Raw genomic sequence first — 24,349 nt, 5'->3', positions numbered from 1 at the left:
GCGCGTGTCGTCGTCATCGTCTGGCGATCAGCGGCCGGGGTGCGACACCGCTGTTCGTCATCTTGACCGGCCGGATCGTACCATCGGCGGCGAAGCTCAGGCGATCGATCGCGACCTGACGATGCTCGCCCTTGTCGTCGTTCAGCGGGCGGCGGTGATAGACGATGTACCAGTTGTCGGTGCCGGGCACGTTGACGACGGAATGATGCCCAGCGCCGCGCGCGATCGTCATGTCCTGCGCCAGGATCTTGCCCTTGGGCGTGAACGGGCCAAGCGCGGTCGGCCCCGTCGCATAGGCGACGCTGTAATCGGGGCCGGTCCAGCCACCCTCCGACCACATCAGGTAATAGACGCCGTTGCGCTTGATGACGAACGATCCCTCGACATAGCCGGGCGGCGTGATCTCCTTGTAGGTCGTTCCGTCCGCGAACGGCTTCACGCTGCGCAGGTCGTCGCTCAGCCGCACGACGTTGCAGTGCTTCCAGCCGCCGGAGAACAGGTACACCTGCCCATCGTCATCGCGGAACACGAACGGGTCGATCGGCTGTGCGCCATTGTGGAATGTATCGATCAGCGGCTTGCCGATCGCATCGCGGAACGGCCCGCCGGGCGTGTCGCTGACCGCCAGCCCGATGCCGCCGACCTCCGCATCGCTCTGGATGTCGTTGGCGCTGAAGAACATGTAGTATTTGCCGTGCGCGTCGATCACCGTCGGCGCCCAGATCGCATAGGATGCCCAAGCGACGTTCGTCACGTCCAGCACGTGTGGGTGCTTGGTCCAGTGGACCAGATCGTTCGACGAGAACGCGTTGAAGAACGTCTGCTTCCCATAGGACGGCCGCACCATCCGGCGCTTGCGGTCCTCCTGCTGGCGCGCGGAAAAGTGCGTCGTGACGTCGGGCCTGCCATCGTCGTCGGAATAGGTCGGGTAGATCCAGTAACGGTTCTGGAAGACGCGGATTTCCGGGTCGGCGTACCAGCCCTTGACGATCGGGTTCGCCGCGATAACCCCCACCGGCAGGGTCAGCAGCGCCAGTCCGGCCAGCAGCGCCTTCTTCATCTCGCGTCCTTCCGGAACGGCCGGGCCGGGATGCTCGCGATCCCGGCCCGATTTTGCATCAGAACTTGTACGACACGCCGACATAGGCGCGACGACCCGAATAGAGGTTCGAGATGAACCGCGCATCGGTGTCGTTGCCCAGATGCTGGCGCTGTTCCGACTTGGTCAGGTTGATGATCGACGCGCTCAGCACGACGTTGTCGAGCAGGTTGTACGACGCGTTCAGATCGATCTGCTCGTACGGGTTGTCGTAGACGTTCAACCCGGACTGAAGCCCGCGGACGACCTCGCCACGACGATTGTACGACGCGCGCAACAGCATCTTGTCGGTTTCGTAGAACAGCGACGCGTTGACCTGCGTCTTGGCGCTGCCGACCAGCGGCGAGCTGCCGACATTCTGCCCGTCGACCGTGATCTGCGCGACCGACGTGTCGTTGTAGGTGAAGTTTACCTGCGCGCCGAGACCGAACGGCAGCGTGTGCTGCGCGTACACCTCGACACCCTGCGACCGCGCGTCGGAGCCGTTGGCGACCGTGCTGTACGGCTGGATCAGAACCTGCTCGCCGTTCACCGTCTGCGTCACGTCGAGCACCAAAGGCACGATGAAGTCCGACACGTCCTTGCGGAACAGCGTCGCGCCCAGCACCGATCCGCGCTTGAAGTACCATTCGATGCCGATGTCGTATTGCCACGCCTTGAACGGGTTGAGCGCACTGTTGCCGCCCGACCCCGACCAGCCCTCGCGCTCGCCGAACTGACGCCGGTCGAACGCATATTCCGGCGTGCGGAACGTCAGGTTGCGCTGCGATCCCAGGTTGCTGAACGCCGGGCGGGAGACGACCTTGGCGATCGCGCCGCGCAGCAGCAGGTTCTCGGTCACGTCGAACGCCGCGTTCACGCTCGGCAGCCAGTCGTCGTACGTCCGGGTCTGGTCGAGCCGCGTGTTGACGATCTGCTCGCGCTGCGCGAGCGGCAGCACGATGCAGTTGCCGTCCGCACCGACCGGCGGCGTCTCGAACGGTCCACCGGGCGCGTTCACGCAGTAATCGGACAGCAGCTGCAACCGGTCCGACGTGACGCCCGTCTGCTTCGTGTTGACGTAGCGCAAGCCGATATTGCCGCGGAAGCGATCGGTCTTGAAGTTGGTCTGGACGTACCCTGCCCAGATCCGCTCGCCAATGTCGTAGACGAAGTCGGTCTCGTCGACGCGTACCGCCTCGCCGTACGTCGTGTTCAGGTAGTTCAGGTAGTTCTGGAAATCGATCGCCGGGAACGCATTGCCGGTAAAACCACCGGCGATATTGCCGATCGGTTTGTCGAAGAAGAACCCCGGCTGCGTCGTCGCGGCGCCCGGCGTGTCCTGATAGCGGAGTTGCGTCGCCGGATCGGCATACCATTCGTTGCGGCCGGTGGAGCGATGCACGCCACCGTCGCGCCACTTCGCGCCGATCTGCACCGAGTCGAGGAACGTCTCGAACTTCCGCGTCAGATCCAGCTGCGCGTAACGCTGGTCGATGCGGCTGCGGTTGAACGACGAGTTGGTCGAACCCAGATCGATCTGCGTCAGGCCCTTGTTGATGTTGTCCTGAAGCTCCGGCGAGAACTCGAAATTGGCCGACTGGTCGGTGAAGTTCCACGCGCTGTACAGGTTGCCGTTGATGCCGCTGGTGCCGTTCACGACGCGCGGCTTGGCGGCGACGCTGAACCGGCCGGAGGGGCCGCCGGTGGCGCGCGTCTTGCCGATCTTGAACGTCGCCTCGAACCGGTCGCGGGCGAACGCGCCCTCGACATCGAAGGTGTTGGAGACGGACTTCTCGCGGCTGTACGTACCGTAGATCTGCGGCGTCTCCATCGTGCACGGCGGCTGGTTGCCGACCTGCACCCGGCACCCGGTCCCGTCCTGCGGCACGGTGAACTGCGCCGACTGGAAGATCGTGCCGCTGGGGTCCAGCGACGCGCCCGAGAAGAAGTTGCCATAACCCCATTCGGGGATCTGGATGCCGTTGCTGACGAAGTTGTCGTTGACCTGGAAGCGGAAGTAGTTCGCCGTGACGGTGAAGTCCTCGAACGGCTTCATCTGCGCGGTCGCCTGGATGCCGAGCCGCTTGCGCCGCTGGTCGGTGATCGTCTGGCTGACCTGCTGCGGCGCCCAGTACCCGGAATAACGTTGGCCCGACTGCGTCGTCGCGCCGGTATTCTCCGGCCAGTAGGAGATCGCGTCGTCATTGGCGAAGGTATTGCCGTTGACGTCGGTCGCCGGCTCGCTCGCGCGGTCGTACGTCCACCAGTTCCAGCTCGACGCCGCGGCGCGGTGATCGCGCACGGTGCGGACCTGGTAGGTGCCGCCGACCAGCACGCCGAACGTCTCGTCCGCATTCTTCCACGACAGCTGGCCACCGATCTGCGGCTCCACCTTCTTCGTCACGTCGGCATAGGTGCCTTCGGCGGAGATGAAGCCGCTGAGCGACTTCAGGTCGAGCGGTCGGCGCGTGTGCAGGATGATCGTGCCGCCGACGCCGCCCTCGTCGAGGCGCGCTTCGGGCGACTTGAACACGTCGACGCTGCCGATCATGTTCGACGGCAGCAGCAGATAGTTGAACGAGCGCGACGGCTCGTTGTCGTCGGCGGACGCGATGAAATTGCCGTTGAGCTGCGTCAGCGTCAGGTCCGACTGGAGACCACGGATGCTGACGCGAGAACCCTCGCCACCGTCGCGATCGATGATGATGCCGGGCACGCGTTGCAGCGAATCGGCCACGTTCTTGTCGGGGAACTTGCCGATGTCCTCCGCGGTGATGACGTCGACGAACGCATTCGCCTCGCGCTTGCGGCTCAGGCTCTGTTCGATCGACTGACGGTATCCCGTCACGACGATATCGCCCCCGGCCGCATCGTCCTGCGGCGCGGCCGTGGCGGCGTCGCCCAGCGGCGCGGCCTGGTTCTCGGTGCCCGGCTGGTTCGATGGCGCCTGCGCCTGCGGCGTTTCCACCGGTTGTGCCGTCGCAGGGGCGGTGGCGGGCGACGTGGCCTGCTGCGCCTGCGCAGAGCCCGCACCGATGACGAGAGTGGCGGTCGCCAGCAAATGCGGCAGCGCGCGGCGGCGATAGCGATCGGAAACGGTCATGCGAAATCCTCCCACGGGCCGGACGCGCACTGCGTCGCCAACCCCAGTCCCACGACCGTCTGCTGCCGCGTCCCTACCCCACGGGGCGGACGGCGATCGGCAGCGGCCTGAGGCGCATTTCGCAATATGAAAAGCAAATTGTCAATAGAATGATATAGATAGGTCCTATCCGGTCATAGATGAAGCGATGCAAATGATTGCGATATCGCTCCCATTAAGTAGCGAGCCGGAAAGGGAAGTTGGGTTCGTCTCCGAAGCGGGAAACGAATCGCGCGGGCGCGGACCGGTGCGCGCGCCACGACGTGTCTTACATCGGTATGCCCACGCGGGTGACCGCGCCGTCGCCCTGCGCGGCCTTCCACAACGCTCCCGGCTTGGGCAGCAGGAAGTGGCTGAAGGGCAGGATCGCGGCACCCACCGCCGGCGCATCCTCCGACAGCGCGGCCCGCGCGACCGGTGCGATCGCCGGCGCATCCGTGGCATCGCCGATCCGCGCGTTCACCCGCTCCGCCAGTTGCTCGACGATCGCGCTCGGCAGTCGCCCGCCGATCAGCACCACCGCCGGATTGATGAGGCAATTGATCGCATCCAGCGGCGTGCACAGCCGTTGCGCGGCGCGGTCCACCCACCGATCGACGCACGCCGCCAGCGCAGCGTCGCGGTTACCGCCGCGCAGCATGTCGGCCAGTGTGAATCCCTCGCCGCGCAGATGCTCGGCCAACCCCGATAACGAGACCAGCGCCTGCACCTGCTCCTGCCCGCCGTCACCGTCCGGCGCGAGCATGAAGCCCAGTTCGCCGCTGCGCCCGTTCGCGCCGCGTGCATACGCGCCGTCGATCACGAAGCCGCCTCCGAGCCCGGAGGAGATGAGGATGTAGAAGAAGCTGTTGAAGCTCTGCCCGAGCCCCAATTGCATCTCGCCCGTCGCCGCCGCCGCTGCATCGTTCTCCACGAACACGGCGAGGGGCAGCGGCTGCGCGAACAGCTCGGCCATGTCGACGTCGTTCCACGCCGCATAGGCCGCCGGTCGGCCCGGCAGATCGACCGACCCCAGATCATCGGGCACCGCGACGCCCAGCCCGACCAGCTTCGCCGGATCGACGTTCGCACTCTTCAACATCGGCTTGATCGAGCGGCGGTAGAGCGCGCGGACATCCTCCGGCAACGCGAAGTCGATCTCCTCCGATTTGCGCGCCAGCACGTCGCCCGCGAAATCGACCAGCACGATCGTCATGTGGTCGCGGTCGACATTGACGCCGATCGAGTAACACGCGTCGCGCCGCACCTCCAGATTGGTCGGAGGCTGCCCCCGACCGCCGCGACGCTGGCCCGCCTCCTCGATCAATCCGTCCTGCAACAGCCGGCGCGTGATGTTGGCGATGGCCGGCGCGGTCAGGCCGGTGATCCGCGCCAGATCGACCCGCGTCAGCGATCCGCCGACGCGGATCGCGTGCAGCGTCACACGCTGGTTGTGGTCGGCGGCGCGTTCCAGGTTGGTCCCCGACAGCCGCGGGACGTCGCGGCGCGTCACGCCGCTATCGCGATCGAGCGTAGGGCGGCACCCGGCCGGCCGATCGTCAGAACCCGCTGCCCCATTCGTCCCCCCGCAAGATCGCTGTTTGAATTATGCAATTTGATTGTTTAATCGGCTGCGATCATCGCACAAGAGCGAAGCAGACGACCGGTAGCTAGTAAAGCCGGCACGTAAGGGGACAGGACGCTTGGGTCCAGACACGCAGCATCGCCACCCATTTGCGGGCATCGAGCTCGGCGGCACCAAATGCGTCTGTACGCTGGCGCACGGTCCCGGCGAGATCGTCGATCAGCGAACCATTCCGACCACGCTGCCGGCCGAGACGCTCGCAGCGATCCTGACGACGTTGCGCGACTGGGATGCGGCGCATGGCTTCGCTGCGGTCGGGATCGCGTCGTTCGGGCCGGTCTGCCTCGACCACGCCGATCACCGCTACGGACATATCCTGGCGACGAACAAGCCCGGCTGGCGCGACACCGATATCGTCGGGCCGATCGCCGCCGCCGTCGATCGACCGGTCGGATTCGACACGGATGTCAACGGCGCCGCGCTGGCGGAGATGCGCTGGGGCTGCGCGCAGGGCTTGCACGACTTCGCCTATGTCACGGTCGGCACCGGCGTCGGCGTCGGCCTGATCGTCCACGGCAAACCCACGCGCGGCATCGGCCATAGCGAGATCGGCCATATCCGGGTGCCGCGCCTGCCGGACGATAGTGTCGCCAGCGCCTGCATCTACCACGACGATTGCGTCGAGGGTCTGGCATCGGGCAGCGCGCTGGTCGTGCGGCTCAAAGGTCGCGCGGTCGCCGACGTGGCGGCGGACGATCCGGTCTGGGACCCGGTCGTCGCGACGCTGGCGGCGATGTGTCATTCGCTCGTCGCCACCACCGGCCCCCTGCGCATCGCGATCGGCGGCGGCGTGCTCAACCGCCAGCCGCATCTGCTGCCGCGAATCGAGGCGGCGCTGGAGCGCAGTCTGGGCGGCTACATGGATCTGCCCGACACCCGCCCCTTCATCACCGCGCCGGCGTTGGGCGATCTGGCGGGGCCGCTCGGCTCGATCGTCCTCGCCGCCAACGCGCTCTGACATCCCCATCCGGAAAGGTCCGACTATGGCATCCAAGCTGCACCGCCTCGGCCTGACCGCCGCGCTGATCCTGACATCTCCGCTCGCCGCGCAGGACGCGGTCCGCCCGTCCGACGCGGTCGATCCGTTCATCGGCACCGGAGGAGAGGGTCACACCTTTCCCGGCGCGGTCGCACCGTTCGGGATGGTGCAATTGTCGCCGGACACCGACACCGGTTGCCAGATCCGCGACTGTTACGGCCACGCCGCTGGCTATCGCTACGACGATCCCACGATCGAGGGGTTCAGCCACACGCATTTCTCCGGCGCGGGCCATTCCGATCTCGGCGACGTCCTCGTCATGCCGGTCTCGGGCGATACGGTGCCGATGGACCCCGGCACCCCCGCCGCGCCCGGCTATCGGTCGAAGTTCGCGCACGCGACCGAGACGGCTCGGCCGGGCTATTACGCCGTCACGCTCGACGGTCCCGGCGTGCGTGCGGAGATGACCGCCGGCACGCGGGGCGGAGTCCACCGCTACGCTTTCCCCAAGGGCCGCGCGGCGCATCTGGTCGTCGACCTGCGCTCGTCGCTGTACAATTATCCGGGCAAGATCCTGTGGTCCGGGCTGCACCTGCGCCCCGACGGCATCCTGACCGGCTTTCGCGAGACACGCGGCTGGGCTCCCGGCCGCAAGCTGTTCTTCGCGATGCGATTCTCCGCGCCGCTGACCGGCCACGCGCTGGTCGATCGCGACAAGGACGTGCCCTATCGCGGCTTCCAGGGCCCCGGTCGCGGCAGCGATGCGCTGGCGGAAAAGCTCGGCAAGGCGCTCGAAGCACGGCTCGACTTCGGCAAGCTCGACCGCCCGCTGGAGGTGAAGGTCGCACTGTCCGGCGTCGACGAGGCGGGCGCCGTCGCCAACCTCGCCGCCGAAACCGGCGATTTCGACGCCGTCTTCGCCCGCGCCCGCAGCGCGTGGGACGACGCGCTGGGCGCGGTCGCGATCAAGGCGGCGGCGCCAATGAAGCGCATCGTCGCGACCGCGCTCTACCACAGCCTGCTCGCGCCCAGCGTCTGGAGCGACGCCGATGGGCGCTGGCGCGGTCCCGACGATCAGGTGCATGTCGCGGACGGTTACACGGTCCGCTCCACCTTTTCGCTGTGGGACACGTTCCGCGCCGAACATCCGCTGCTGACGCTGATCCAGCCCGAGCGCACTACCACCGATGTCGTCCGCTCGCTGGTCGACAGCCAGCGCTACAGCCCCGACGGTATCCTGCCCGTCTGGCAGTTCGCGGGGCGCGAGACGTGGACGATGATCGGCTACCACGCCGTACCCGTCATCGCCGACGCGTACATGAAGGGCCTGCGCGGCTTCGACGCCAACGCCGCGCTCGACGCGATGGTCGCGAGCGCCGACGCCAAGGCCTATGGCGGTCTCGGCGAGTATATCGCGCGCGGCTACGTGCCGATCGACAAGGAGCCGGAAGCGGCGTCGAAGACGGTCGAATACGCCTATGACGACTGGACGATCGCCCGCATGGCGCGCGCGATGGGCCGTACCGATGTCGCCGCCCGGTTCGACAAGCGGGCGGGCAACTGGCGCAACAGCTTCGACGCCAAGACCGGCTGGCTCCGCGCCCGCAAGAGCGACGGCAGCTTCCGCGTGCCGTTCGATCCGACCGCGATCAACTACGGGTCCGACTATACCGAGGGCAATGCGTGGCAATATAGCTGGTTCATGCCACAGGATCAGGCCGGGCTGATCCGCCTACTCGGCGGCGACCGCAAGACGATAGCCAAGCTCGACGAGATGTTCGATTACGACAACTCGAAGCTCGACTACAGCCACGCCGAGGACATCGCCGGCCTGATCGGCCAGTATATCCACGGCAACGAGCCGAGCCATCACGTCGCCTATATGTACAACTTCGCCGGCGCGCCGTGGCGCACGCAGGAGCGGTTGGCGCAGATCGTCGAGTCGCAGTACAAGGCGACGCCGGACGGGCTGTCGGGCAACGACGATCTCGGCCAGATGTCGGCGTGGCTGGTGTTTACGTCGCTCGGCTTCTACCCCGTCGCGCCGGGATCGAACGAGTATGTCATCGGCCGCCCCTTCGTCGACCGCGCGACGCTGCGCCTGCCCAACGGCAAGCAGTTCGCGATCGTCGCGGACGGCCTGTCGGACGCGAATCGCTACGTCGCTTCGGTGACGCTCAACGACCGTCCCCTGACCCGCAGCGTGATCCGCGACGAGGACATCCGAGCCGGCGGCACGTTGCGGTTCACGATGGCCAGCACGCCGAACAAGGTCTGGGGCAGCGACGCGAAGGCGCGGCCGTACTCGATGTCGACGGCGCGATAGGCGGCGACGAGGACCTCAGCACTATATTTCTTACCCACCCCGCCGAAGGCCGGGGTCCAGTTGCCACGAATGCGGTGAGACTCACTGCCTGTGCCGAGACTGGACCCCGGCCTTCGCCGGGGTGGTAGCGAATCAGAGGCCAGCCAAGCCTCGGCCCGCTGAGGACGAGGGGGGCTTGCCACCGGCACACCGCCGGCGAACGAAGCCCCCCACCCGGTCAGGCCCGCATCGCCTTCACAGCATGATCCGCGGCACGCGCGGTCAGCGCCATGAAGGTCAGCGACGGGTTCACGCACGACACCGACGCCATCTGCGCGCCGTCCGTGACGTACAGGTTCGACGCATCGTGCGCCTGGCTCCAGCCGTTCAAGACCGACTTGCGCGGGTCTGCGCCCATGCGCGCGCCGCCCATCTCGTGGATGGCGTCACCCGGAACATGCTCGCTTTCCGAACTGGAGACGTTCAGCAGGCCCGCCTCGCGCAGCATCATCTCACCCTGCTGACGCGCGTCCTTCATCATCTTCAGCTCGTTGTCGCGGAACGTCACGTCGAACCGCATCACCGGCATCCCGAACCGGTCGAGCTTGCTGGCGTTCAGCGACACGCGGTTGTCGGCATAGGGCAGGCATTCGCCGAATGCGCCCATGTCGAACTTCCAGCCGCCATACTTGCGCATGCCTTCCTTCATCGAAGCACCGAAGCCAACCGGCTTCGCCGGCTCGCGCCGCGCGCTGCCCTGATAGCCGTAGCCGCGCTTGAAGCCGACACCCTCTTCGCCGCCGATGTTACGGAATCTGGGGACGTAGACTCCGCCGGGGCGACGGCCATATTCGATATAGTCTTCCATGCCCGGGATGTCGCCGCGCACACCGACGCGAAAGATGTGGTCCATCACGTACCGGCCCAGCGTGCCGCTATTGTCGAAATAGCTCTTGTCGCTGCCCGGCGCGCGGGAGTTCATCAGGATCTGCGTCGAGGCCATCGCGGACGCGCACAGGAACACCAGATCGGCATTCACGACCTGCGCCTGCCCGGTCTTTGCATCGACGTAACGGACGCCTGTCACCTTCTTGCGCGCGGCATCATATTCCAGGTTCGTGACGACCGCGTCGGACCGCAGCGTCAGCTTGCCCGTCGCCCGCGCCGCCGGCAGCGTCACCGCCTGCGTCGAGAAATACGCGCCGAACGAGCAGCCGTTGCTGCACTGGTTGCGAAACTGGCACTTGGTCCGGTTCTGGTCCGGCTTGTCCTGCGTCATGTTCGACAGGCGCGTGTTGATCAGCTTGCGACCGGGGAACTTCGCCTCCAGCCGCTGCTTCACCCACTTCTCGGCGATGTTCATCGGCATCGGCGGCTGGAAGTCGCTGTCGGGGAGGTACGGCAGGTTCTCGCGCGATCCCGACACGCCGATGTATTTCTCGATGTAGCTGTACCACGGCGCGACATCGTCATAGCCGATGGGCCAGACGCCATCGATCCCGTCGCGCTTGTTCGCCTCGAAATCCTCCGGCGCCCAGCGGAAGCTCCAGCGACCCCAGATCAGCGACTTGCCGCCGACCGCACCCGGACGGATCCAGTAGAACGGGCTGCCTTCGTCGTAATCGTACGGATTGGCCTTGTCGTCGTTGTAGAACTTCTGGTTGCTCGGCGCGACGTAGCCGTGCTTGGCGATGAAGTAATTACTCTGCATCAGCGACTGCGGCATCATGTTGCGCGCCGGCACTTCGTAGGCGGGCTTGCCGTCGTAGGTATAGCCCTCCTGGTGCTCGACCATCACGCCGCGGTCCAGCATCAGGACGCGCAGGCCCTTTTCCGTCAATTCCTTCGCGGCGAAACCGCCGCTGACGCCCGATCCGATGACGATCGCGTCGAACCTGTTCGTGGAAGCCATAATATCCTCTCCCCGTATCGTTCAGAATCGCTGCTCAGAAACGCAGTGCGCGCAGCGTCCGGTAGCTGGTGGTGATGTCGGGAAGATACGGCGCTGGCGCCTCGTCGTTCTCGACGTAAAAATGGCGGACGCCCGCTCCGGCCTTCAGCTTGAACAGCGACGCGAAGTCGATCGTCCCCTGTCCCACCGCGGTCATGCTGCGGTCGGGGCGCATGTCCTTGACGTGGTACGCGTAGAGCCGCGACCCGAGCCGCTCGATCAGCGCCTTCGGGTCCTCGCCCGCATGCACCGCCCAGTACAGGTCCAGTTCCAGCTTCACGAGCGCCGGATCGGTTTCCTTGAGCAACCGGTCGTACAGGCTGACGCCACCCGGCTTGATCGTGAACTCGAAGTCGTGGTTGTGATAGGCGAAGCCCAGCCCCGCCTTCTTCAGGTCCGCGGCGAAGCGGTTGATGTTCGGCAGCGCCGCGTTCCAGCCCGCCTCGGTACGATGCTCGTCGGTCATGTACGGCAGGACGACCGTCGTCGCGCCCAGCGTCTTCGCCATCGTCACCGACTGGTCGAAACGCCGCAGCAGCGCGTCGTAACTGATATGCGCGGACGGTGCCTTCAGCCCGAGCCGGTCCGTGGTCCGGCGCAGCATCGCGTGGTCCATCGTGTCGTAGCCACCACCGCCATATTCGACCTCGCGGTACCCGATCTTCGCGATCGCCTCCAATGTGGCGACCGGGTCCTTCTGGAACAGTTCGCGGACGGTATAGAGCTGGATGCCGATCGCCTTGAGCTGCGCGGCGAAGGCCGGCGCGATCCCCAGATCGGTGAGCGCGAGGGCGGCGACACCGCCTGCGCCCGCCAGCAGATGTCGACGGGAGACGATCATGAGGAATACACCTTGTTGACCTTGGAGTAGAGGAACTCACCGTTATATTCGCCCGGCACCGGCAGATACTCGCGCTCCTGCGTGATGCCGACTTCCGACGTGAAGTAACCGACGATCACCAGCTGGCGGAACGGTTCGAAGAAATTGGCGCCACCGGGGATCTGATCGTTCATCGCCAGCGTCAGCAGCGCATCCTGCTGCGCCGGCGTCGCCTTCGATCCGGAGACCTTGTAGTCCTTCATGCTGCGCGCTTCGATCGCGTCGAGGCCGGCGACGATCGGCACCTTGTCGTTGGGCGAGGCCCAGTCCGCCAGCAGCTTCTCGATGAACGCCGGTACGCCCGCGGTGATCGCGCCCGGCGTGTCGGTGGTCGGCATCACCCGCTCGCTCAGCGCCGTCATCAGCGCGCGTTGCGGCGCGGTGAAGATCGCGGTGGTCGGCGGTCCGTCGTTGATGACGGGCATCTTCGCCACCAGCGACGCGCCCGCGGCGCGGGCGATCGGCGCGAACAGTGCGGAGCCGAACATCGCCACGGCTCCTGCCAGGGCGGTTCTGCGATCGATCATTGGCCATATCCTCCCATGCCCTGCGCGGCCGGTACCTCGGCGTGCGGGCGTACCCAGATGTTGCGGAAACTATAGATGGTTATCAACGCGGTCGTCACGCTTGATCGATTTCGTGATAGGCCGCGATCAGGCGATCCTCGCCAGCCCGGCCGGCCAGAGAATTGCCATGTTCCATGCCGATCACGCCGTCATACCGCTTCGCCTTCAACCAGGTGACGATGTTGCGGTAGTTGATCTCCCCCGACGTCGGCTCCTTGCGGCCCGGATTGTCGCCGAACTGGATATAGCCGATCTCGCTCCAGCAGGTCTGAAGCGAGGGGATCAAATTCCCCGACTGGATCTGCTCGTGATACAGATCCGCCAGGATCTTCACCGCCGGGCTGTTGACGCCCCGCGCGATCGCGAATCCCGCCGCGAACGACTGCATGTACACGCCCGGATGATTGGTCCGCGTGTTCAGCGGCTCCATCACCAGCGCCGCGCCCGATGGCGCGACGATGTCGCCCGCGCGCCGCATCACGTCGATAACCCGCGCGGTCTGGATCTCGACCGGGATCTTCGGGTCGAGGAATCCGGTCACCACCGTCATCCGCGACGCGTTCAGCCGCTTGGCGACATCCAGCGATTGGCGGACATCGGCCAGAAAACCCTCCCGCTCCGCCTCGTCGTTGCCGCCCAGCACCGGCCGCGACTGCGACCATCTGGGCATGCTGGCGACGAATACGCCCATCGTCATCCCGCGCTGTTGCAGCGCCTTCGCCATCTGCTCCTGCTCGGCGACGGTGCGGCCGGCGGCCTCGTTATCCTCCCAGGCGGTGAAGCCCTGGTCGGCGGCGTAGGCGATCTGCTCGATCCGGCCACCACGGCTGGCGAAGCTGCCCTCGTGCGGCGCGTATTTCAGCGCGAACCGCGCCGCATTCGACCCACGCCGCTGCGCCGCGACGAGCCCGGGAATGACCGACGCCGCGGCCCCCACGGCCAGCATCGCGCGGCGCGAAACGGTCATGCCGAAAACCGAGGGAGCGGCGTGTGGATCACTTGGACCCTTCCGCCTTCAGATAGGCGATGATCGCGGCGCGCTTCGCCGGATCGGGCGTGGCGATCGGCATGCGCGTGCCGGGCACCTTCTTCTGCGGCGCGGCGAGATACTCGCTCAGCGTCTTCTCGTCCCACTTCAGCTTCGACGCCTTCAGCGCGGGCGAATAGTTGAACCCCGCTGCCGATGCGGCCGGACGCCCGACGACGCCGTACAGATTGGGGCCGATGCCGTTCCGGCCGCCCTTGTTGACCGTGTGGCAGGCCTTGCACGCGGCGAACTGCGGGGGCGATGCCGCGGGCGCGGTCTGCGCCGTCGTGGGCTCCGACAGCCCCAGCACCGCGAAAGCAGCAGCCGCCGCCGCGGCCATACCGATGAACAGCTTCATGCACTCTCTCCCGAATCGACCATCGTCCATTTCTGGTCGGACGATGCGTTCGTTATCATGGCTTCGATGAACCGCATCGTACGCAAACCGTCCGAAATGCCCGGATACCAACGATTTGCATCCCCGCGGATCGTCGCCGCGAACGCACGGTAAAGGTTGGCGAATGCCTCGATATACCCCTCCGGATGCCCCGCCGGCGTCCGCCCCAGCGCGACACTGCGCGGGTCCAGCCCGGGTCCGCCGGCCCGCACGACCTCGGTCGGGCGATCCAGCCAGCGCAGCGTCAGCGTGTTGGGCTCCATCTGCGCCCATTCCAGCCCGCCGCGCTCGCCATAGACGCGCAGCTTCAGGCCGTTTTCCTCGCCCGCCGCAACCTGGCTCGCCTTCAGCATGCCCCGCGCATCGGTGTCGAAGCGCAGCAGCGCGCTGACATCGTCATCCAGCCGGCGTCCCGCGACATGCGTCGACAAATCGGCGGAGACCGACGCCACGCGCAGCCCGCTGACATGCTCCGCCAACTGGAACGCGTGCGTGCCGATATCACCCAGACAGCCGCCCATGCCGGCGCGCGCCGGATCGGTGCGCCACTCCGCCTGCTTGTTGCCGCCGGTGTCGATCGGCAGGCTGAGCCAGCCTTGCAAATATTCGACCTGCACCAGCCGGATCGCGCCCAGATCGCCACGCTCGACGCGCAGCCGCGCCTCCTCGACCAGCAGATAGGCGCTGTATGTGAAGGCCAGCCCGAAATGCCGCCCGCTCGCCTTCGCCGCATCCGCGATCGCCACCGCCTCCGCGACGTTCATCGCCATCGGCTTTTCGCAGAACACGTGGAAGCCGGCGTTCAGCGCCGCGATCGCCATTGGCGCGTGCAGGTAATTGGGCGTGACCACCGCGACCGCGTCGATGCGCTCCCCTTCCGGCAACGCAGCCTCGCCCGCGACCAGCGCGTCGAGCGTGTCGTACACGCGCGCCGCGTCCAGCCCCAGCAGCTCGCCAGTACGCGCGTTGCGCCCGGCGTCGGTGCTGAATGCACCCGCTGTCAGGCGCCAGTCGCCGTCCAGCGCCGCCGCCATGCGGTGGATCGCGCCGATGAACGCGCCTTCGCCACCGCCGACCATGCCCAGCCGTAGAGGTTGCACCGCCGCCACGCGCCTAGTTCCCCTGCCCCGCGTCCGATCCGGCGGCGGGGAGCCCCATGATCGCGCGGATCGCATCGCGATCAACGCCGCTCTTGGCGAAATCATCGAACGCGTGGTCGGTCAGGTGAATGATGTGATCGCGGATGAAGGGCGCACCCTCGCGCGCGCCGTCCTCGGACCGCTTCAGCGCACACTCCCATTCCAGCACGGCCCAGCCGGTATAGCCATATTGCGCCAGCTTGCTGAAGATCGACGAGAAGTCGACCTGACCGTCGCCCAGCGACCGGAACCGGCCGGCGCGATCGACCCAGTCCTGATACCCGCCGTAGACTCCAGAGCGCCCGGTCGGGTTGAACTCCGCATCCTTGACGTGGAAGCACGAGATGCGGTCGTGATAGCGATCGATGAAGTCGAGATAGTCGAGCTGTTGCAGCACGTAATGCGACGGATCGAACAGCAGCCGTGCGCGCGGATGCTCGCCCACCGCGGTCAGGAACCGCTCCCACGACGCTCCGTCATGCAGGTCCTCGCCGGCATGCACCTCGAACGCGCAATCGACGCCCGATTCCTCGAACACGTCGAGGATCGGCAGCCACCGCCGCGCCAGTTCGGCGAACGCTTCCTCGACCAGCCCGGCCGGCCGCTGCGGCCACGGGTAGACATAGGGCCATGCCAGCGCGCCGGAGAAGGTCGCATGCGCCTTCAACCCCAGATTGGCGCTGGCCCGCGCCGCCATCTTCACCTGCTCGACCGCCCAGATTTGACGTTCGGCGGGCTTGCCATGCACTTCGGGCGGCGCGAAGCCGTCGAACAGCGTGTCGTACGCCGGATGCACCGCCACAAGCTGACCCTGAAGGTGCGTCGACAGCTCGGTCACCTCGATACCGTGCCGCGCCAGCCGGCCTTGCAGGTCCTGGCAGTACTCCTTGCTTTCGGCCGCCGTCTTAAGGTCGATCAGCCGCGAATTGCAGGGAATCTGCACCCCGACATAGCCCAGTCCGGCGGCCCATTCGGCCAGCCCGTCGAGCGTGTCGAACGGTGCGGTGTCGCCTTGGAACTGCGCCAGGAAGATCGCGGGTCCCTTCATCGCCGTCATGCCGTCGCTCCCATGCGGTGGTCACCCCTGCTGTTGTCGCGGAACGTCAGTTGGAACAGGATCGCGATCAGCGCCGCGGCGATAGCAGGATACCACCACATCTGGTGCCAGTCGGCGATCGTCGGATTGGCCGGAAGCTGCGAATACAGGAACGCGCCGATCTGCGAGCCCAGCAGCATCCCGACGCCGTAGGTGAACAGCGTCAGCATCCCCTGCGCCTGCGCGTTGACGCCCTTCGGCGTCGCAATCGTGCCGGTGTAGATCGCGCCCGCGACGAAGAAGAAGTCGTAGCACACGCCGTGCAGCGCCACGCCCAGATACACCGCCCACAGCGACCCGCCGCCATCGCCGATCGCGAACAGCGCATAACGCAACGCCCAGGCGAGCATCCCGACCAGCAGCAGCGGCTTCACTCCGAACCGGCGGTACAGCCACGGCATCGAGAACATGAACACCAGTTCGGACATCTGCCCGATCGCCAGCGTGCCGCCGACATTGGTGATCCCCGCCGCGCCGACGAACGGCGACGCATAGGCGTAATACATCGCCAGCGGGATCGAGATCAGCGTCGCGCAGAGGATGAAGATCAGGAACGACCGCTGTTGCAGCAGGCCGAATGCCTCGACGCACAGCACCTGCCGGACGATACCCTCGTCGCTCGGCTTGTCGGCCTCCACGTTCGGCAGCGTCAGGCTGTAGAAGCCGAGCGCGATCGACACGACCGCGGCGACGCGGAAGATCTGCGGGCTGGCGGACAGTCCGGCCCAGCCGATGATGAGGCCGGCGGTGATCCAGCCCAGCGTTCCGAATGCGCGCACGAAAGGGAAATTGTCGGTGCGGTCGCCGAAGCTCTTCAGCGCGATCGTGTTCGCGAGGCCGACCGTCGGCATGTACAGCATCATATAGCCGAGCAGCAGCCAGACGAAGGTCGATCCGGTTTCCGGCGTCAGCAGGGTCGGCAGGATGAACAGCAGCACGCCGCCGAGCAGGTGCAGGATCACCATCAGCATCTTCGGGCTGACGTAGCGCGCCGCGGCCATGCCCAGCAGGAACGATCCCGCGATCGATGCGATCGGCCCGACCGAGAAGGCGTTGCCGATCAGGTTGCCGATGCCGACCGTCTGCATCACCAGGCCCAGCGTGACGGCCCCGGCACCCCAGACGAAGAATTGCATGAACATCAACGCACTAAGGCGTGCGGTCAGCATGCCGCCGTTCCGATCACCCGCCGTCAACACGGCGTCCGCAGTGGCCATTCGCCATACCCTCCCCACGCAGCTTTGCTGCTTGTCGGACAACAGGCTAGGCAGATCGTAAAGCGATGTAAAGGATTACATCATGCGGGCTCGACAGGCCGTCCGGCCGGCCCCATGACGTTGGAATGCCGACGATCATCGACGTCGCCGCGATGGCGGGTGTCTCCACCGCGACCGTCTCGCGGGTGTTGAGCCAGCCCCAGCGCGTGGCCGAGCAGACGCGCCTGCGCGTACTTCAGGTCGTGCAGTCTCTCGGCTATTCGCCCAACGTCGCCGCCCGCACGCTGCGCACGCTGCGCGCCGCCAAGATCCTGCTGACCGTGCCCGACATCTCCAATCCGTTCTTCGCCAGCATCATCCGCGGCGCGGAGGAATCGGCGCGCGACGCCGGCTACGCGATCGTCGTCGGCGACACTCGCCACGATCCGGAGGTCGAGGACCAATATGCCGACATGCTGTCGCGCCGCGAGGTCGACGGCCTGATCTTCCTCGGCCACCGCCTGCCCGACAGTCTGAAGCCGCTGCTCGCCGCGCAGGGCGCCGCCGCGCCGATCGTCAACGGTTGCGAATACAGCCCGGACATCGGCGTCCCCAGCGTCCACATCGACAATGCGGCGGCCAGCATCGACGCGGTCGAACACCTGATCGCGCTCGGCCACCGCGACATCGGCGTCATCGCCGGCCCGGCGATCAGCCCGATCAGCCGCGACCGCCTTGCCGGCGCGATGACCGCGGCCGACCGCCACGGCCTGCGCCAGCGCCTGCTCGTCCGCGCCGGCGATTACTCGGCGCAGTCCGCCTTCGATCAGGCCAGCGCGCTGATCGCGAGAAACGTCACCGCGATCTTCTGCTTCAGCGACGAAATGGCGATGGGCGCGATCAGCGCGATCGCGCAGGCGGGTCTGTCCTGCCCTCAGGACATATCCGTCATCGGTTTCGACGACCTGCCGCTCGCCCGCTTCTTCCAGCCCGCATTGACGACGATCGCGCAGCCCAAGGCGATGATCGGCCGCCGCGCCGTCGACCTGCTCGTCGACATCCTGCGCGACGTCGAAAGCCCGGTACGGCAGGTGACACTACGCCACGAACTCGTCGTCCGGAACAGCACCGCGCGGGTGCGATAGGAAACGGCCGGACCGCGCCGGTCGTTGCGGCAGGCGTCACCACATCATAGCATGCGGGCGGGTTTGTCGTCGGGGAGCGTGAAGCATGGTCATATTAGCGGTGCTTCTGCAACTCGCCCCCGTCACACCTCCAACGGCGCCGCCGGCCTACACACCGCCCCCATTGCACGGCGGCCCGCGCGAGATGACCTGCCCCGTCGGTGGCGAGCGCTTCTCTATATGGCAGCCGACGATGTACAGCACCTATGGCGAGCGGCCCGATGGCAAACCCTACGGCTATCTGCCGTTCCCGTTCCCCGTATCCGAATGCCCCAGTAACAGGCTGATCGCCTTCGATAGCTTCTCGCCAGACGAGGTCGCGAAGCTGGCCGGCATCATCGACACCGTCGAATACACGCGGCTGACCACGACCGAGACCACCTACTACCGCGCCTGGTGGCTCGCGGAGCGTCTCGGCCGGCCGCCCCAGGATTCACTCGGCTTGCTGCTGTCCGCGATCTGGCAGGTCACGCCGGACGTATCCGAAGGATCGACGGCTGACCGCGATGCCGAACAGCGTCGCCGCTATCAGGAGGTGTTCGTCGCCGAGGTCCGTCGCCTGCCCGCCGCTACGCCCGCCAAGGACCGCTTCTGGCTCGAAGCCCGCGCCGCGAACGCCGCCCGACAGTTGGGACGGTTCGGGGACGCGGAAGCCTTGCGAAAAACCGCTGAAGCGTCGCTGTCCAGGCTGCCCGAGAAAAAGGGTTGGGACGCCTATCTCACCAAGCTGAAGAGGGTCATCGCCCGCCGCGACACCGGCGTCGAGCCGCTCGACATGATCCCGCAGCAGGAAGCCGACATCGCTTGCGCATTCCGGCCCCCGTCGAACGCCTTCGACCGCGCCTTCTGCGCCAGACCCGAAACGGCCGCGCGCGTCGCCGACATGCGCAAGTCCCGATAATGGCTGCGGCATTGGGGTTCTCGACCATCAGGTACGCGTCGCATTACCCCACACCGTTGGTACCGAACGAAGTCGCAGCACAGGCAGGGCGATATTGCCTTCAACTCCGCGCAGACCGGCAAAAATCGATGCGAACGGGTCGGATTCGTGCCAGTGCCGACCGACATTCAGCATGGCTCCGTCACCCCGGACTCGTTCCGGAGTCTACTGCGCGGCTTTCGGCACGAAACCGCAAGTCGGCGGCTGAATGCCAATCGGCTCTAGCGCTTCGCTGACGGACTGCTCTGCCGGGTGCTCGCCGGCTTCCCGTCGCGGCTCGTCGGACAGATGCGCTGAAAGGGCTGGCACGCGATGCACGGCGTCGAGCAGGCCATCTTGCCCCCGGTCGTCGTGCAGGCGCGGCATTGCTGCTTCACGGCGACGCACGCCTGCGGAGCGGCGAGCGACAGGATGATCGTCATCAGCATCGCAGGATCCTTCGCTCGACCGATCGGCTCAGCATCGGGACGACGATGACCTCGCCGTCGTAAACACCACGATCGCGGCTGTCCTACAAGCGTCGATCCGGGTTACACGGCGTCGCCCAATCAACGCAGCCTGCCGCTCCTTGCATCGTGAACCAACACCCGCATCGAACGCATTCGATCCGAATGTGCGTCGTTGGACTAACCTTAGCCTAACCTTCCGCGCGCACCGACAGACGCATTTCGGTCAAGCTCCTACGATCCAGCCATATTTCCAGAAACGTCTACGACCGGCTCGACCGGCTCGGGCGGCAGGTCGACCGCCAATTCGACTCGCCGGTTCCTGGCGCGTGCCTCCGGATCGTCGCTGCCGTCCGGGCGGGCGTTGGGAACCAGCGGCGTCGTCTCGCCGAGTGCCACCACAGTGATCCGGTCCGCCGCGATACCCTTTTCGACCAGATAGTCGCGCACCGCCTCCGCCCGCGATTGCGATGCACGGAGGTTGACGCGATCGTTGCCCGGCGAGTCCGAATGGCCGCGCACGGTGATCGGTCCACCAGCCGCGATCGTCGGGTTGGCGAGCACCGCATCGATCGCCGCCCGCCCCGCATCGTCCAGCACCAGCCCGGATGCACCGAAGGCCACCGTCGCCGCGACCGGTTCCAGCGCGGGCGGGGTCGGTTCCGGCTCGACGATCTCCGGCCGCAGGATCGACTTCGCGGGTTCCGCGGCGTTCTGCGCGACGTTGGCCAGAGCGTCGTTGCCGACCGCCTCGTTCGTCGTCGCCGGCTCGACCCGGTTGCCGTCCGGCCCCGGCGCACAGGCCGCCAGCCCCGCCGCCGCCATCAGCACCGCATGTTTCATCACGCCGCCTCCCCCTGCATGCGCCTCGCCCCCGGTCGGGTCGGCGGGGCGTAGGACAATATCGTGTCGCCCGGCTGCGGCGTCGGTCGGCTGGCGTGCGAGAAGAAGCGCAACGCGCCGCCCTTGCGCAACAGCAGCAGCATGTCCGCTTCATCGGGCAGATCGGCCTTGATCGCGTCGAAGTCGAACTGCTCGGTGATCCGCGTCTTGCGAAAGCCCCAGCCCTGCCGTTCCCGCGACACGATTTCTTCCACGCCGTGGCCGCTGGCGAACAATGCCCGCCCGCGCAGGGACGACGGCAGGGCGCGTGTATCCTCGTCGTGTTCGTCGGTGCCGCCGCCGAGCTGATAGACATTGTCGCGGCCGATCTCCGGCGCGAATTCGTTGCAGACCAGCGCGTTGTACGCTTCGTTGTCACTGGTCGCGACCAGCACCTGGAATTGTTGCAGATCCAGCCGGTCCTCCGTCGCCTCCGCCAGGATTTCGCCGTGATAGGTGGCGATCCCCGCCTGCCGCGCCGGCGACAATCGCTGCCAGCTGGTGTCGCAGATCGTCACCGGCACCTCCAGCGTGCGCAACTGGTCGGCCAGCGACAGGCTCCACGGCGTGCCGCCGACGATCAGCAGCCCCCGTTCCGCCGCACCGGTCACCTTCAGCCAGCGCGACACGGGGCCGATCGAGAACCCGTGCGCGACGATCGTCGCCACCACGACCGCGAACGACAGCGTGACGAGGATCGACCCGTCGCCATACCCAAGCTGGTCGAGCCGCAGCGCGAACAGGCCGGAAATCGCGACCGCGACGATGCCGCGCGGCGCGATCCACGCGACCAGCAACCGCTCGTTCCACGGCACCCGCGTGAACGCCAGGCTCAGCAAGACGGTGGCCGGCCGTACGACGAACAACAGCGCGAGCAGGAACCCCGCGAACCGCCATTCGAAGCGGCGCAGCACCTCCAGGTTCAACGTCGCCGACAGCAGCACGAACACGCCGGAAATGAGCAGGACGGTGACGTTTTCCTTGAATGCATGCACGTCGCGCAGCGACGCCAGCCGCATGTTCGCCAGTGCGACGCCCATCACCGTCACGGTCAGCAGCCCGGTTTCCTGATGGATCAGGTTCGACACGACGAACGCGCCGACGACCGCGACCAGCAGCACCGGCGCCTTCAGATATTCCGGCACATATCCGCGTGGGAACGCCCAGCCCACCGCACGCGCCGCGAGCCAGCCGATCAGCCCGGCGATCACGCTCGCCGCCAGCAGCGACACGACGACGCTGGCGATCGTGCCGCCCTCCCCCACCCGGCGCAGATATTCGTAGGTGACGACACCGCACAGCGCGCCGATCGGATCGTTGACGATCGCTTCCCACTTCAGGATCGCGCGGGGTCGCGCCGCGATGTTGCTCTGGCGCAGCAGCGGCAGGACGACGGTCGGGCCGGTCACCACGAGGATACCGGCGAACAGCACCGCCACCGGCCACACCAGGCCGCCGATGTAATAGCAGGCCAGCGTCCCGAGCACCCAGCCGATCGGCACGCCCAGCAGCAACAGCCGCGTGACCGCACCATCGGTCCGTCGCAATTCGCGGAAGTTGAGGCTCAGCCCGCCCTCGAACAGGATCAGCGCAACCGCGATCGACACGATCGGCTCCAGCAGCTCGCCGAAGACGTGCTTGGGATCGATCAGGCCGGTCACGGGGCCGGCGACCACCCCCGCCACCAGCATCAGCGCGATCGCGGGCCAGCCGGTGCGCCACGCCACCCACTGCGCACCGATACCGAGCGCGCCGATCAGCGCGATCACGAGGGCGGGATGCTCCATCCGATCGTTCGATAGCGGCTGTGATCCCGAAGGTGAACCCGAAGTTTCAGCCGTGGGTTGTTCCTGTGAACGGTATCGCCTATATTCGTTCCAAGGAGAACGTCATGGCGACGCTGGCTAGAGCGGCCGACACATCCAACGCCGCCCGCGTGTTGAGCGAAGCGGTCGCACGGATCGCAGGCTTCTGGAACCTGTCTAACGCCCAGGCAGGGGCGATCCTCGGCCTATCGGCGCCGACCATTTCGCGGCTGCGGGGTGGGCAGTATCGGCTGGAACCGGGCAGCAAGCCATTCGAACTCGCCCAGCATCTGCTGCGGCTGTTCCGCTCGCTCGACAGCTGGCTGGGGCAGGACGACCTTTCGGCACGGTCCTGGTTGGAGACGCCGAATCTCGACCTCGGCGGCCCGCCGATCGCGCAACTGGCAACGGTGCGCGGGCTGCTGCGAACGAGCGACTATGTCGACGCGCTGCGTGCCCGCGTCTGACATTCGCCCCTATAAAGGGCGCGGCATCCGCATCGTGGAGGCGCAGCACCGGATCGCCACCAACCGCCTCGCCGCCGAAGCTGTCGATCAGGCGCTGCTGGAGGCGCTGGCGGACGAGGTGAAGCCGCCGCTGCCCGATGCGGCACGGCACCTGCCGTGGCTGCTCGCCTCGCCCTTCCGCTACGGGCTGGGCCGTCCCTCCCGCTTTCGCGCGGCGGATGTGCTGCCCGGCATCTTCTACGCGTCGGAGGATATCGAGACCGCCGTCACCGAAACCGCCTATTGGCGACTGGTCGCATTCGCGCGCTCGCCGGGCTTTGCACGACCGCGCACGCCGACGCCGATGTCCGCCTTTTCCGTCGCGGTCGACGCCCCGCGCAGCATCGACCTGACCTTGGCCGACCCGGATCGCTGGACCCACCCGTCCGACTATACGCGAACACAGGCACTCGCCGCCAGGGCGCGCGCCGACGATGTCGCGGCAATCCGAGCCCCCTCCGCCCGGCGTACGGGCGGCGTGAACCTCGCCGTCCTCGACCCCGCCGCGCTGAAACCGCCGCCCCGCCCGCATTCCAGCTGGGCCTATCTCACGACCGGGGACGGCCTGCTCGCCACGCGGGAGATGAGCGATCAGGCGATGCGCTTCACGCCGGCCGGGTTCGGCCTGTCGCCCGAGCTCGCCTGAATCCGCACCCTCTCCGGGAGAGCCCCTTGCCCAAGTCGCTGACGATCCTGCTCGCATCGTTACTCTGGCTCGGCGGGTGCACCGCCGCCGATCCCGTCAACAGCCTCGCTGCGATCGGCACCGAGACGCAGGCCCCTCCCGCCGCAGCGCGTCGCACGATCGACGTCGCGGTCGCGCACTGGGCACGCGGCCGGTTCACCCCCGGCACGCCACGCTGGTTCGTGCTGAAGCCCGGCCTACCCGGCGTTGCCGTGATGAAGGCGATCGACAACGGGCTGGGCGGACGAGCCCGTCGCTTCGTCGAAACCGGACCTGACGGTAGCAATGTCACGCTCTACGGCTGGCGGCTGAGCGAACCCGCGGCGGACGGCCACGATGCCCTGATCGCCGTTGTCAGCCACGGCGATCCCGCCGTCGCCGCCTATCTTCCGGCGACGCTGTCGGGCCACCGGCCGCAATGACCTGCTGGCACTTGCGTCGCATTTAGTCGCAGGAAACGTGCGGTACATCGCGCCCAACCACATGGGTCAGGGTTCTCGCCGGATTCAACGATGACA

The 24,349-nt window shown here is 66.8% G+C and carries 21 protein-coding genes; 7 read left to right on the top strand and 14 right to left on the bottom strand.

All coding sequences use genetic code 11. From position 1 onward, the window contains the following. Positions 1–13: 13 nt before the first annotated feature. The 3 genes from ILT43_RS17640 to ILT43_RS17630 all read right to left on the bottom strand — a co-directional run bounded on the left by ILT43_RS17640 (position 14) and on the right by ILT43_RS17630 (position 5,715). Complete coding sequence (locus ILT43_RS17640) at positions 14–1,060, bottom strand: glycoside hydrolase family 43 protein (RefSeq protein ID WP_204200302.1); 1,047 nt, start codon at positions 1,058–1,060, stop codon at positions 14–16. A gap of 58 nt (positions 1,061–1,118) precedes the next feature. Further along, complete coding sequence (locus ILT43_RS17635; RefSeq protein WP_204200301.1) at positions 1,119–4,184, bottom strand: TonB-dependent receptor; 3,066 nt, start codon at positions 4,182–4,184, stop codon at positions 1,119–1,121. A gap of 307 nt (positions 4,185–4,491) precedes the next feature. Beyond that, the gene (locus tag ILT43_RS17630) at positions 4,492–5,715 is read right to left on the bottom strand and encodes an ROK family protein (protein WP_204200300.1); all 1,224 of its coding nucleotides are present in this window, start codon (positions 5,713–5,715) and stop codon (positions 4,492–4,494) included. Positions 5,716–5,905: 190 nt separating this feature from the next. Between ILT43_RS17630 and ILT43_RS17625 the strand changes: the two genes are divergently transcribed. Beyond that, positions 5,906–6,805: an ROK family protein gene (locus tag ILT43_RS17625; RefSeq protein ID WP_204200299.1), complete on the top strand. Its 900-nt coding sequence runs from the start codon at positions 5,906–5,908 to the stop codon at positions 6,803–6,805. A gap of 25 nt (positions 6,806–6,830) precedes the next feature. Further along, positions 6,831–9,152, top strand: coding sequence for a GH92 family glycosyl hydrolase (locus tag ILT43_RS17620; RefSeq protein WP_204200298.1), 2,322 nt, complete (start codon positions 6,831–6,833; stop codon positions 9,150–9,152). 217 nt (positions 9,153–9,369) lie between these two features. On the opposite strand, the gene ILT43_RS17615 is transcribed toward ILT43_RS17620, so the two are convergent. The 8 genes from ILT43_RS17615 to ILT43_RS17580 form a co-directional block, all read right to left on the bottom strand. Further along, positions 9,370–11,043, bottom strand: coding sequence for a GMC family oxidoreductase (locus ILT43_RS17615; protein ID WP_204200297.1), 1,674 nt, complete (start codon positions 11,041–11,043; stop codon positions 9,370–9,372). A gap of 34 nt (positions 11,044–11,077) precedes the next feature. Further along, a complete protein-coding gene (locus ILT43_RS17610) occupies positions 11,078–11,923 on the bottom strand; it encodes a sugar phosphate isomerase/epimerase family protein (RefSeq protein WP_204200296.1) in 846 nt (281 codons plus the stop codon). Then, positions 11,920–12,489, bottom strand: a complete 570-nt coding sequence (locus ILT43_RS17605; protein ID WP_204200295.1) for a gluconate 2-dehydrogenase subunit 3 family protein — start codon at positions 12,487–12,489, stop codon at positions 11,920–11,922. Before ILT43_RS17605 ends, ILT43_RS17610 begins: the two co-directional genes overlap by 4 nt. A gap of 94 nt (positions 12,490–12,583) precedes the next feature. Beyond that, positions 12,584–13,495, bottom strand: a complete 912-nt coding sequence (locus ILT43_RS17600; RefSeq protein ID WP_204200294.1) for a hydroxypyruvate isomerase family protein — start codon at positions 13,493–13,495, stop codon at positions 12,584–12,586. A gap of 28 nt (positions 13,496–13,523) precedes the next feature. Next, positions 13,524–13,913 carry a c-type cytochrome gene (locus ILT43_RS17595; RefSeq protein WP_204200293.1) on the bottom strand — a complete coding sequence of 130 codons (390 nt, stop codon included), beginning with the start codon at positions 13,911–13,913 and terminating at the stop codon, positions 13,524–13,526. Further along, the gene (locus ILT43_RS17590; RefSeq protein WP_239475028.1) at positions 13,910–15,031 is read right to left on the bottom strand and encodes a Gfo/Idh/MocA family protein; all 1,122 of its coding nucleotides are present in this window, start codon (positions 15,029–15,031) and stop codon (positions 13,910–13,912) included. Before ILT43_RS17590 ends, ILT43_RS17595 begins: the two co-directional genes overlap by 4 nt. Positions 15,032–15,065: 34 nt before the next feature. Next, complete coding sequence (locus ILT43_RS17585; protein WP_204200291.1) at positions 15,066–16,148, bottom strand: sugar phosphate isomerase/epimerase family protein; 1,083 nt, start codon at positions 16,146–16,148, stop codon at positions 15,066–15,068. Beyond that, complete coding sequence (locus ILT43_RS17580; RefSeq protein WP_204200290.1) at positions 16,145–17,404, bottom strand: MFS transporter; 1,260 nt, start codon at positions 17,402–17,404, stop codon at positions 16,145–16,147. The genes ILT43_RS17585 and ILT43_RS17580 overlap by 4 nt, the downstream gene beginning before the upstream one ends. Before the next feature lie 125 nt (positions 17,405–17,529). On the opposite strand from ILT43_RS17580, the gene ILT43_RS17575 reads away from it, so the two are divergent. Continuing rightward, a complete protein-coding gene (locus ILT43_RS17575) occupies positions 17,530–18,528 on the top strand; it encodes a LacI family DNA-binding transcriptional regulator (RefSeq protein ID WP_204200289.1) in 999 nt (332 codons plus the stop codon). A gap of 163 nt (positions 18,529–18,691) precedes the next feature. Next, on the top strand, positions 18,692–19,468 hold the full coding sequence (locus tag ILT43_RS17570) for a hypothetical protein (RefSeq protein WP_204200288.1): 777 nt from the start codon (positions 18,692–18,694) through the stop codon (positions 19,466–19,468). 260 nt (positions 19,469–19,728) lie between these two features. On the opposite strand, the gene ILT43_RS17565 is transcribed toward ILT43_RS17570, so the two are convergent. The 3 genes from ILT43_RS17565 to ILT43_RS17555 form a co-directional block, all read right to left on the bottom strand. After that, a complete protein-coding gene (locus tag ILT43_RS17565; RefSeq protein ID WP_204200287.1) occupies positions 19,729–19,935 on the bottom strand; it encodes a hypothetical protein in 207 nt (68 codons plus the stop codon). A 252-nt stretch (positions 19,936–20,187) separates the two neighbouring features. Further along, a complete protein-coding gene (locus ILT43_RS17560; protein WP_239475026.1) occupies positions 20,188–20,796 on the bottom strand; it encodes an OmpA family protein in 609 nt (202 codons plus the stop codon). Beyond that, a complete protein-coding gene (locus ILT43_RS17555; protein WP_204200285.1) occupies positions 20,796–22,622 on the bottom strand; it encodes a cation:proton antiporter in 1,827 nt (608 codons plus the stop codon). Before ILT43_RS17555 ends, ILT43_RS17560 begins: the two co-directional genes overlap by 1 nt. Positions 22,623–22,726: 104 nt before the next feature. Here ILT43_RS17555 and ILT43_RS17550 point away from each other — a divergent pair, with 104 nt between their 5' ends. From ILT43_RS17550 to ILT43_RS17540, 3 genes are read left to right on the top strand one after another with little or no spacing between them, the layout of a single operon-like run. Next, complete coding sequence (locus tag ILT43_RS17550; RefSeq protein WP_204200284.1) at positions 22,727–23,107, top strand: MbcA/ParS/Xre antitoxin family protein; 381 nt, start codon at positions 22,727–22,729, stop codon at positions 23,105–23,107. After that, positions 23,079–23,792 (top strand): RES family NAD+ phosphorylase, encoded by a 714-nt coding sequence (locus ILT43_RS17545; RefSeq protein ID WP_204200283.1) that lies wholly within the window; start codon positions 23,079–23,081, stop codon positions 23,790–23,792. The genes ILT43_RS17550 and ILT43_RS17545 overlap by 29 nt, the downstream gene beginning before the upstream one ends. A 26-nt stretch (positions 23,793–23,818) precedes the next feature. Continuing rightward, a complete protein-coding gene (locus ILT43_RS17540) occupies positions 23,819–24,253 on the top strand; it encodes a hypothetical protein (protein ID WP_204200282.1) in 435 nt (144 codons plus the stop codon). The last annotated feature ends 96 nt before the right edge of the window (positions 24,254–24,349 follow it).

The sequence above is a fragment of the Sphingomonas longa genome, assembly GCF_016892685.1.
GTDB lineage: Bacteria > Pseudomonadota > Alphaproteobacteria > Sphingomonadales > Sphingomonadaceae > Sphingomonas > Sphingomonas longa.
Note: the sequence above shows the minus strand (reverse complement) of the source record. Positions and strands in the feature narration are given on the sequence as shown.

What these genes read in the sequence shown, in the direction of transcription:
- ILT43_RS17615 (WP_204200297.1), bottom strand. Translation starts at nt 11,043, where the DNA reads ATGGCTTCCACGAACAGGTTCGACGCGATCGTCATCGGATCGGGCGTC.
- ILT43_RS17600 (WP_204200294.1), bottom strand. Translation starts at nt 13,495, where the DNA reads ATGACCGTTTCGCGCCGCGCGATGCTGGCCGTGGGGGCCGCGGCGTCG.
- ILT43_RS17580 (WP_204200290.1), bottom strand. Translation starts at nt 17,404, where the DNA reads ATGGCCACTGCGGACGCCGTGTTGACGGCGGGTGATCGGAACGGCGGC.
- ILT43_RS17565 (WP_204200287.1), bottom strand. Translation starts at nt 19,935, where the DNA reads ATGCTGATGACGATCATCCTGTCGCTCGCCGCTCCGCAGGCGTGCGTC.
- ILT43_RS17605 (WP_204200295.1), bottom strand. Translation starts at nt 12,489, where the DNA reads ATGATCGATCGCAGAACCGCCCTGGCAGGAGCCGTGGCGATGTTCGGC.
- ILT43_RS17575 (WP_204200289.1), top strand. Translation starts at nt 17,530, where the DNA reads ATGCCGACGATCATCGACGTCGCCGCGATGGCGGGTGTCTCCACCGCG.
- ILT43_RS17550 (WP_204200284.1), top strand. Translation starts at nt 22,727, where the DNA reads ATGGCGACGCTGGCTAGAGCGGCCGACACATCCAACGCCGCCCGCGTG.
- ILT43_RS17595 (WP_204200293.1), bottom strand. Translation starts at nt 13,913, where the DNA reads ATGAAGCTGTTCATCGGTATGGCCGCGGCGGCGGCTGCTGCTTTCGCG.
- ILT43_RS17560 (WP_239475026.1), bottom strand. Translation starts at nt 20,796, where the DNA reads ATGAAACATGCGGTGCTGATGGCGGCGGCGGGGCTGGCGGCCTGTGCG.
- ILT43_RS17590 (WP_239475028.1), bottom strand. Translation starts at nt 15,031, where the DNA reads ATGGTCGGCGGTGGCGAAGGCGCGTTCATCGGCGCGATCCACCGCATG.
- ILT43_RS17585 (WP_204200291.1), bottom strand. Translation starts at nt 16,148, where the DNA reads ATGACGGCGATGAAGGGACCCGCGATCTTCCTGGCGCAGTTCCAAGGC.
- ILT43_RS17640 (WP_204200302.1), bottom strand. Translation starts at nt 1,060, where the DNA reads ATGAAGAAGGCGCTGCTGGCCGGACTGGCGCTGCTGACCCTGCCGGTG.
- ILT43_RS17610 (WP_204200296.1), bottom strand. Translation starts at nt 11,923, where the DNA reads ATGATCGTCTCCCGTCGACATCTGCTGGCGGGCGCAGGCGGTGTCGCC.
- ILT43_RS17545 (WP_204200283.1), top strand. Translation starts at nt 23,079, where the DNA reads ATGTCGACGCGCTGCGTGCCCGCGTCTGACATTCGCCCCTATAAAGGG.
- ILT43_RS17635 (WP_204200301.1), bottom strand. Translation starts at nt 4,184, where the DNA reads ATGACCGTTTCCGATCGCTATCGCCGCCGCGCGCTGCCGCATTTGCTG.
- ILT43_RS17555 (WP_204200285.1), bottom strand. Translation starts at nt 22,622, where the DNA reads ATGGAGCATCCCGCCCTCGTGATCGCGCTGATCGGCGCGCTCGGTATC.
- ILT43_RS17620 (WP_204200298.1), top strand. Translation starts at nt 6,831, where the DNA reads ATGGCATCCAAGCTGCACCGCCTCGGCCTGACCGCCGCGCTGATCCTG.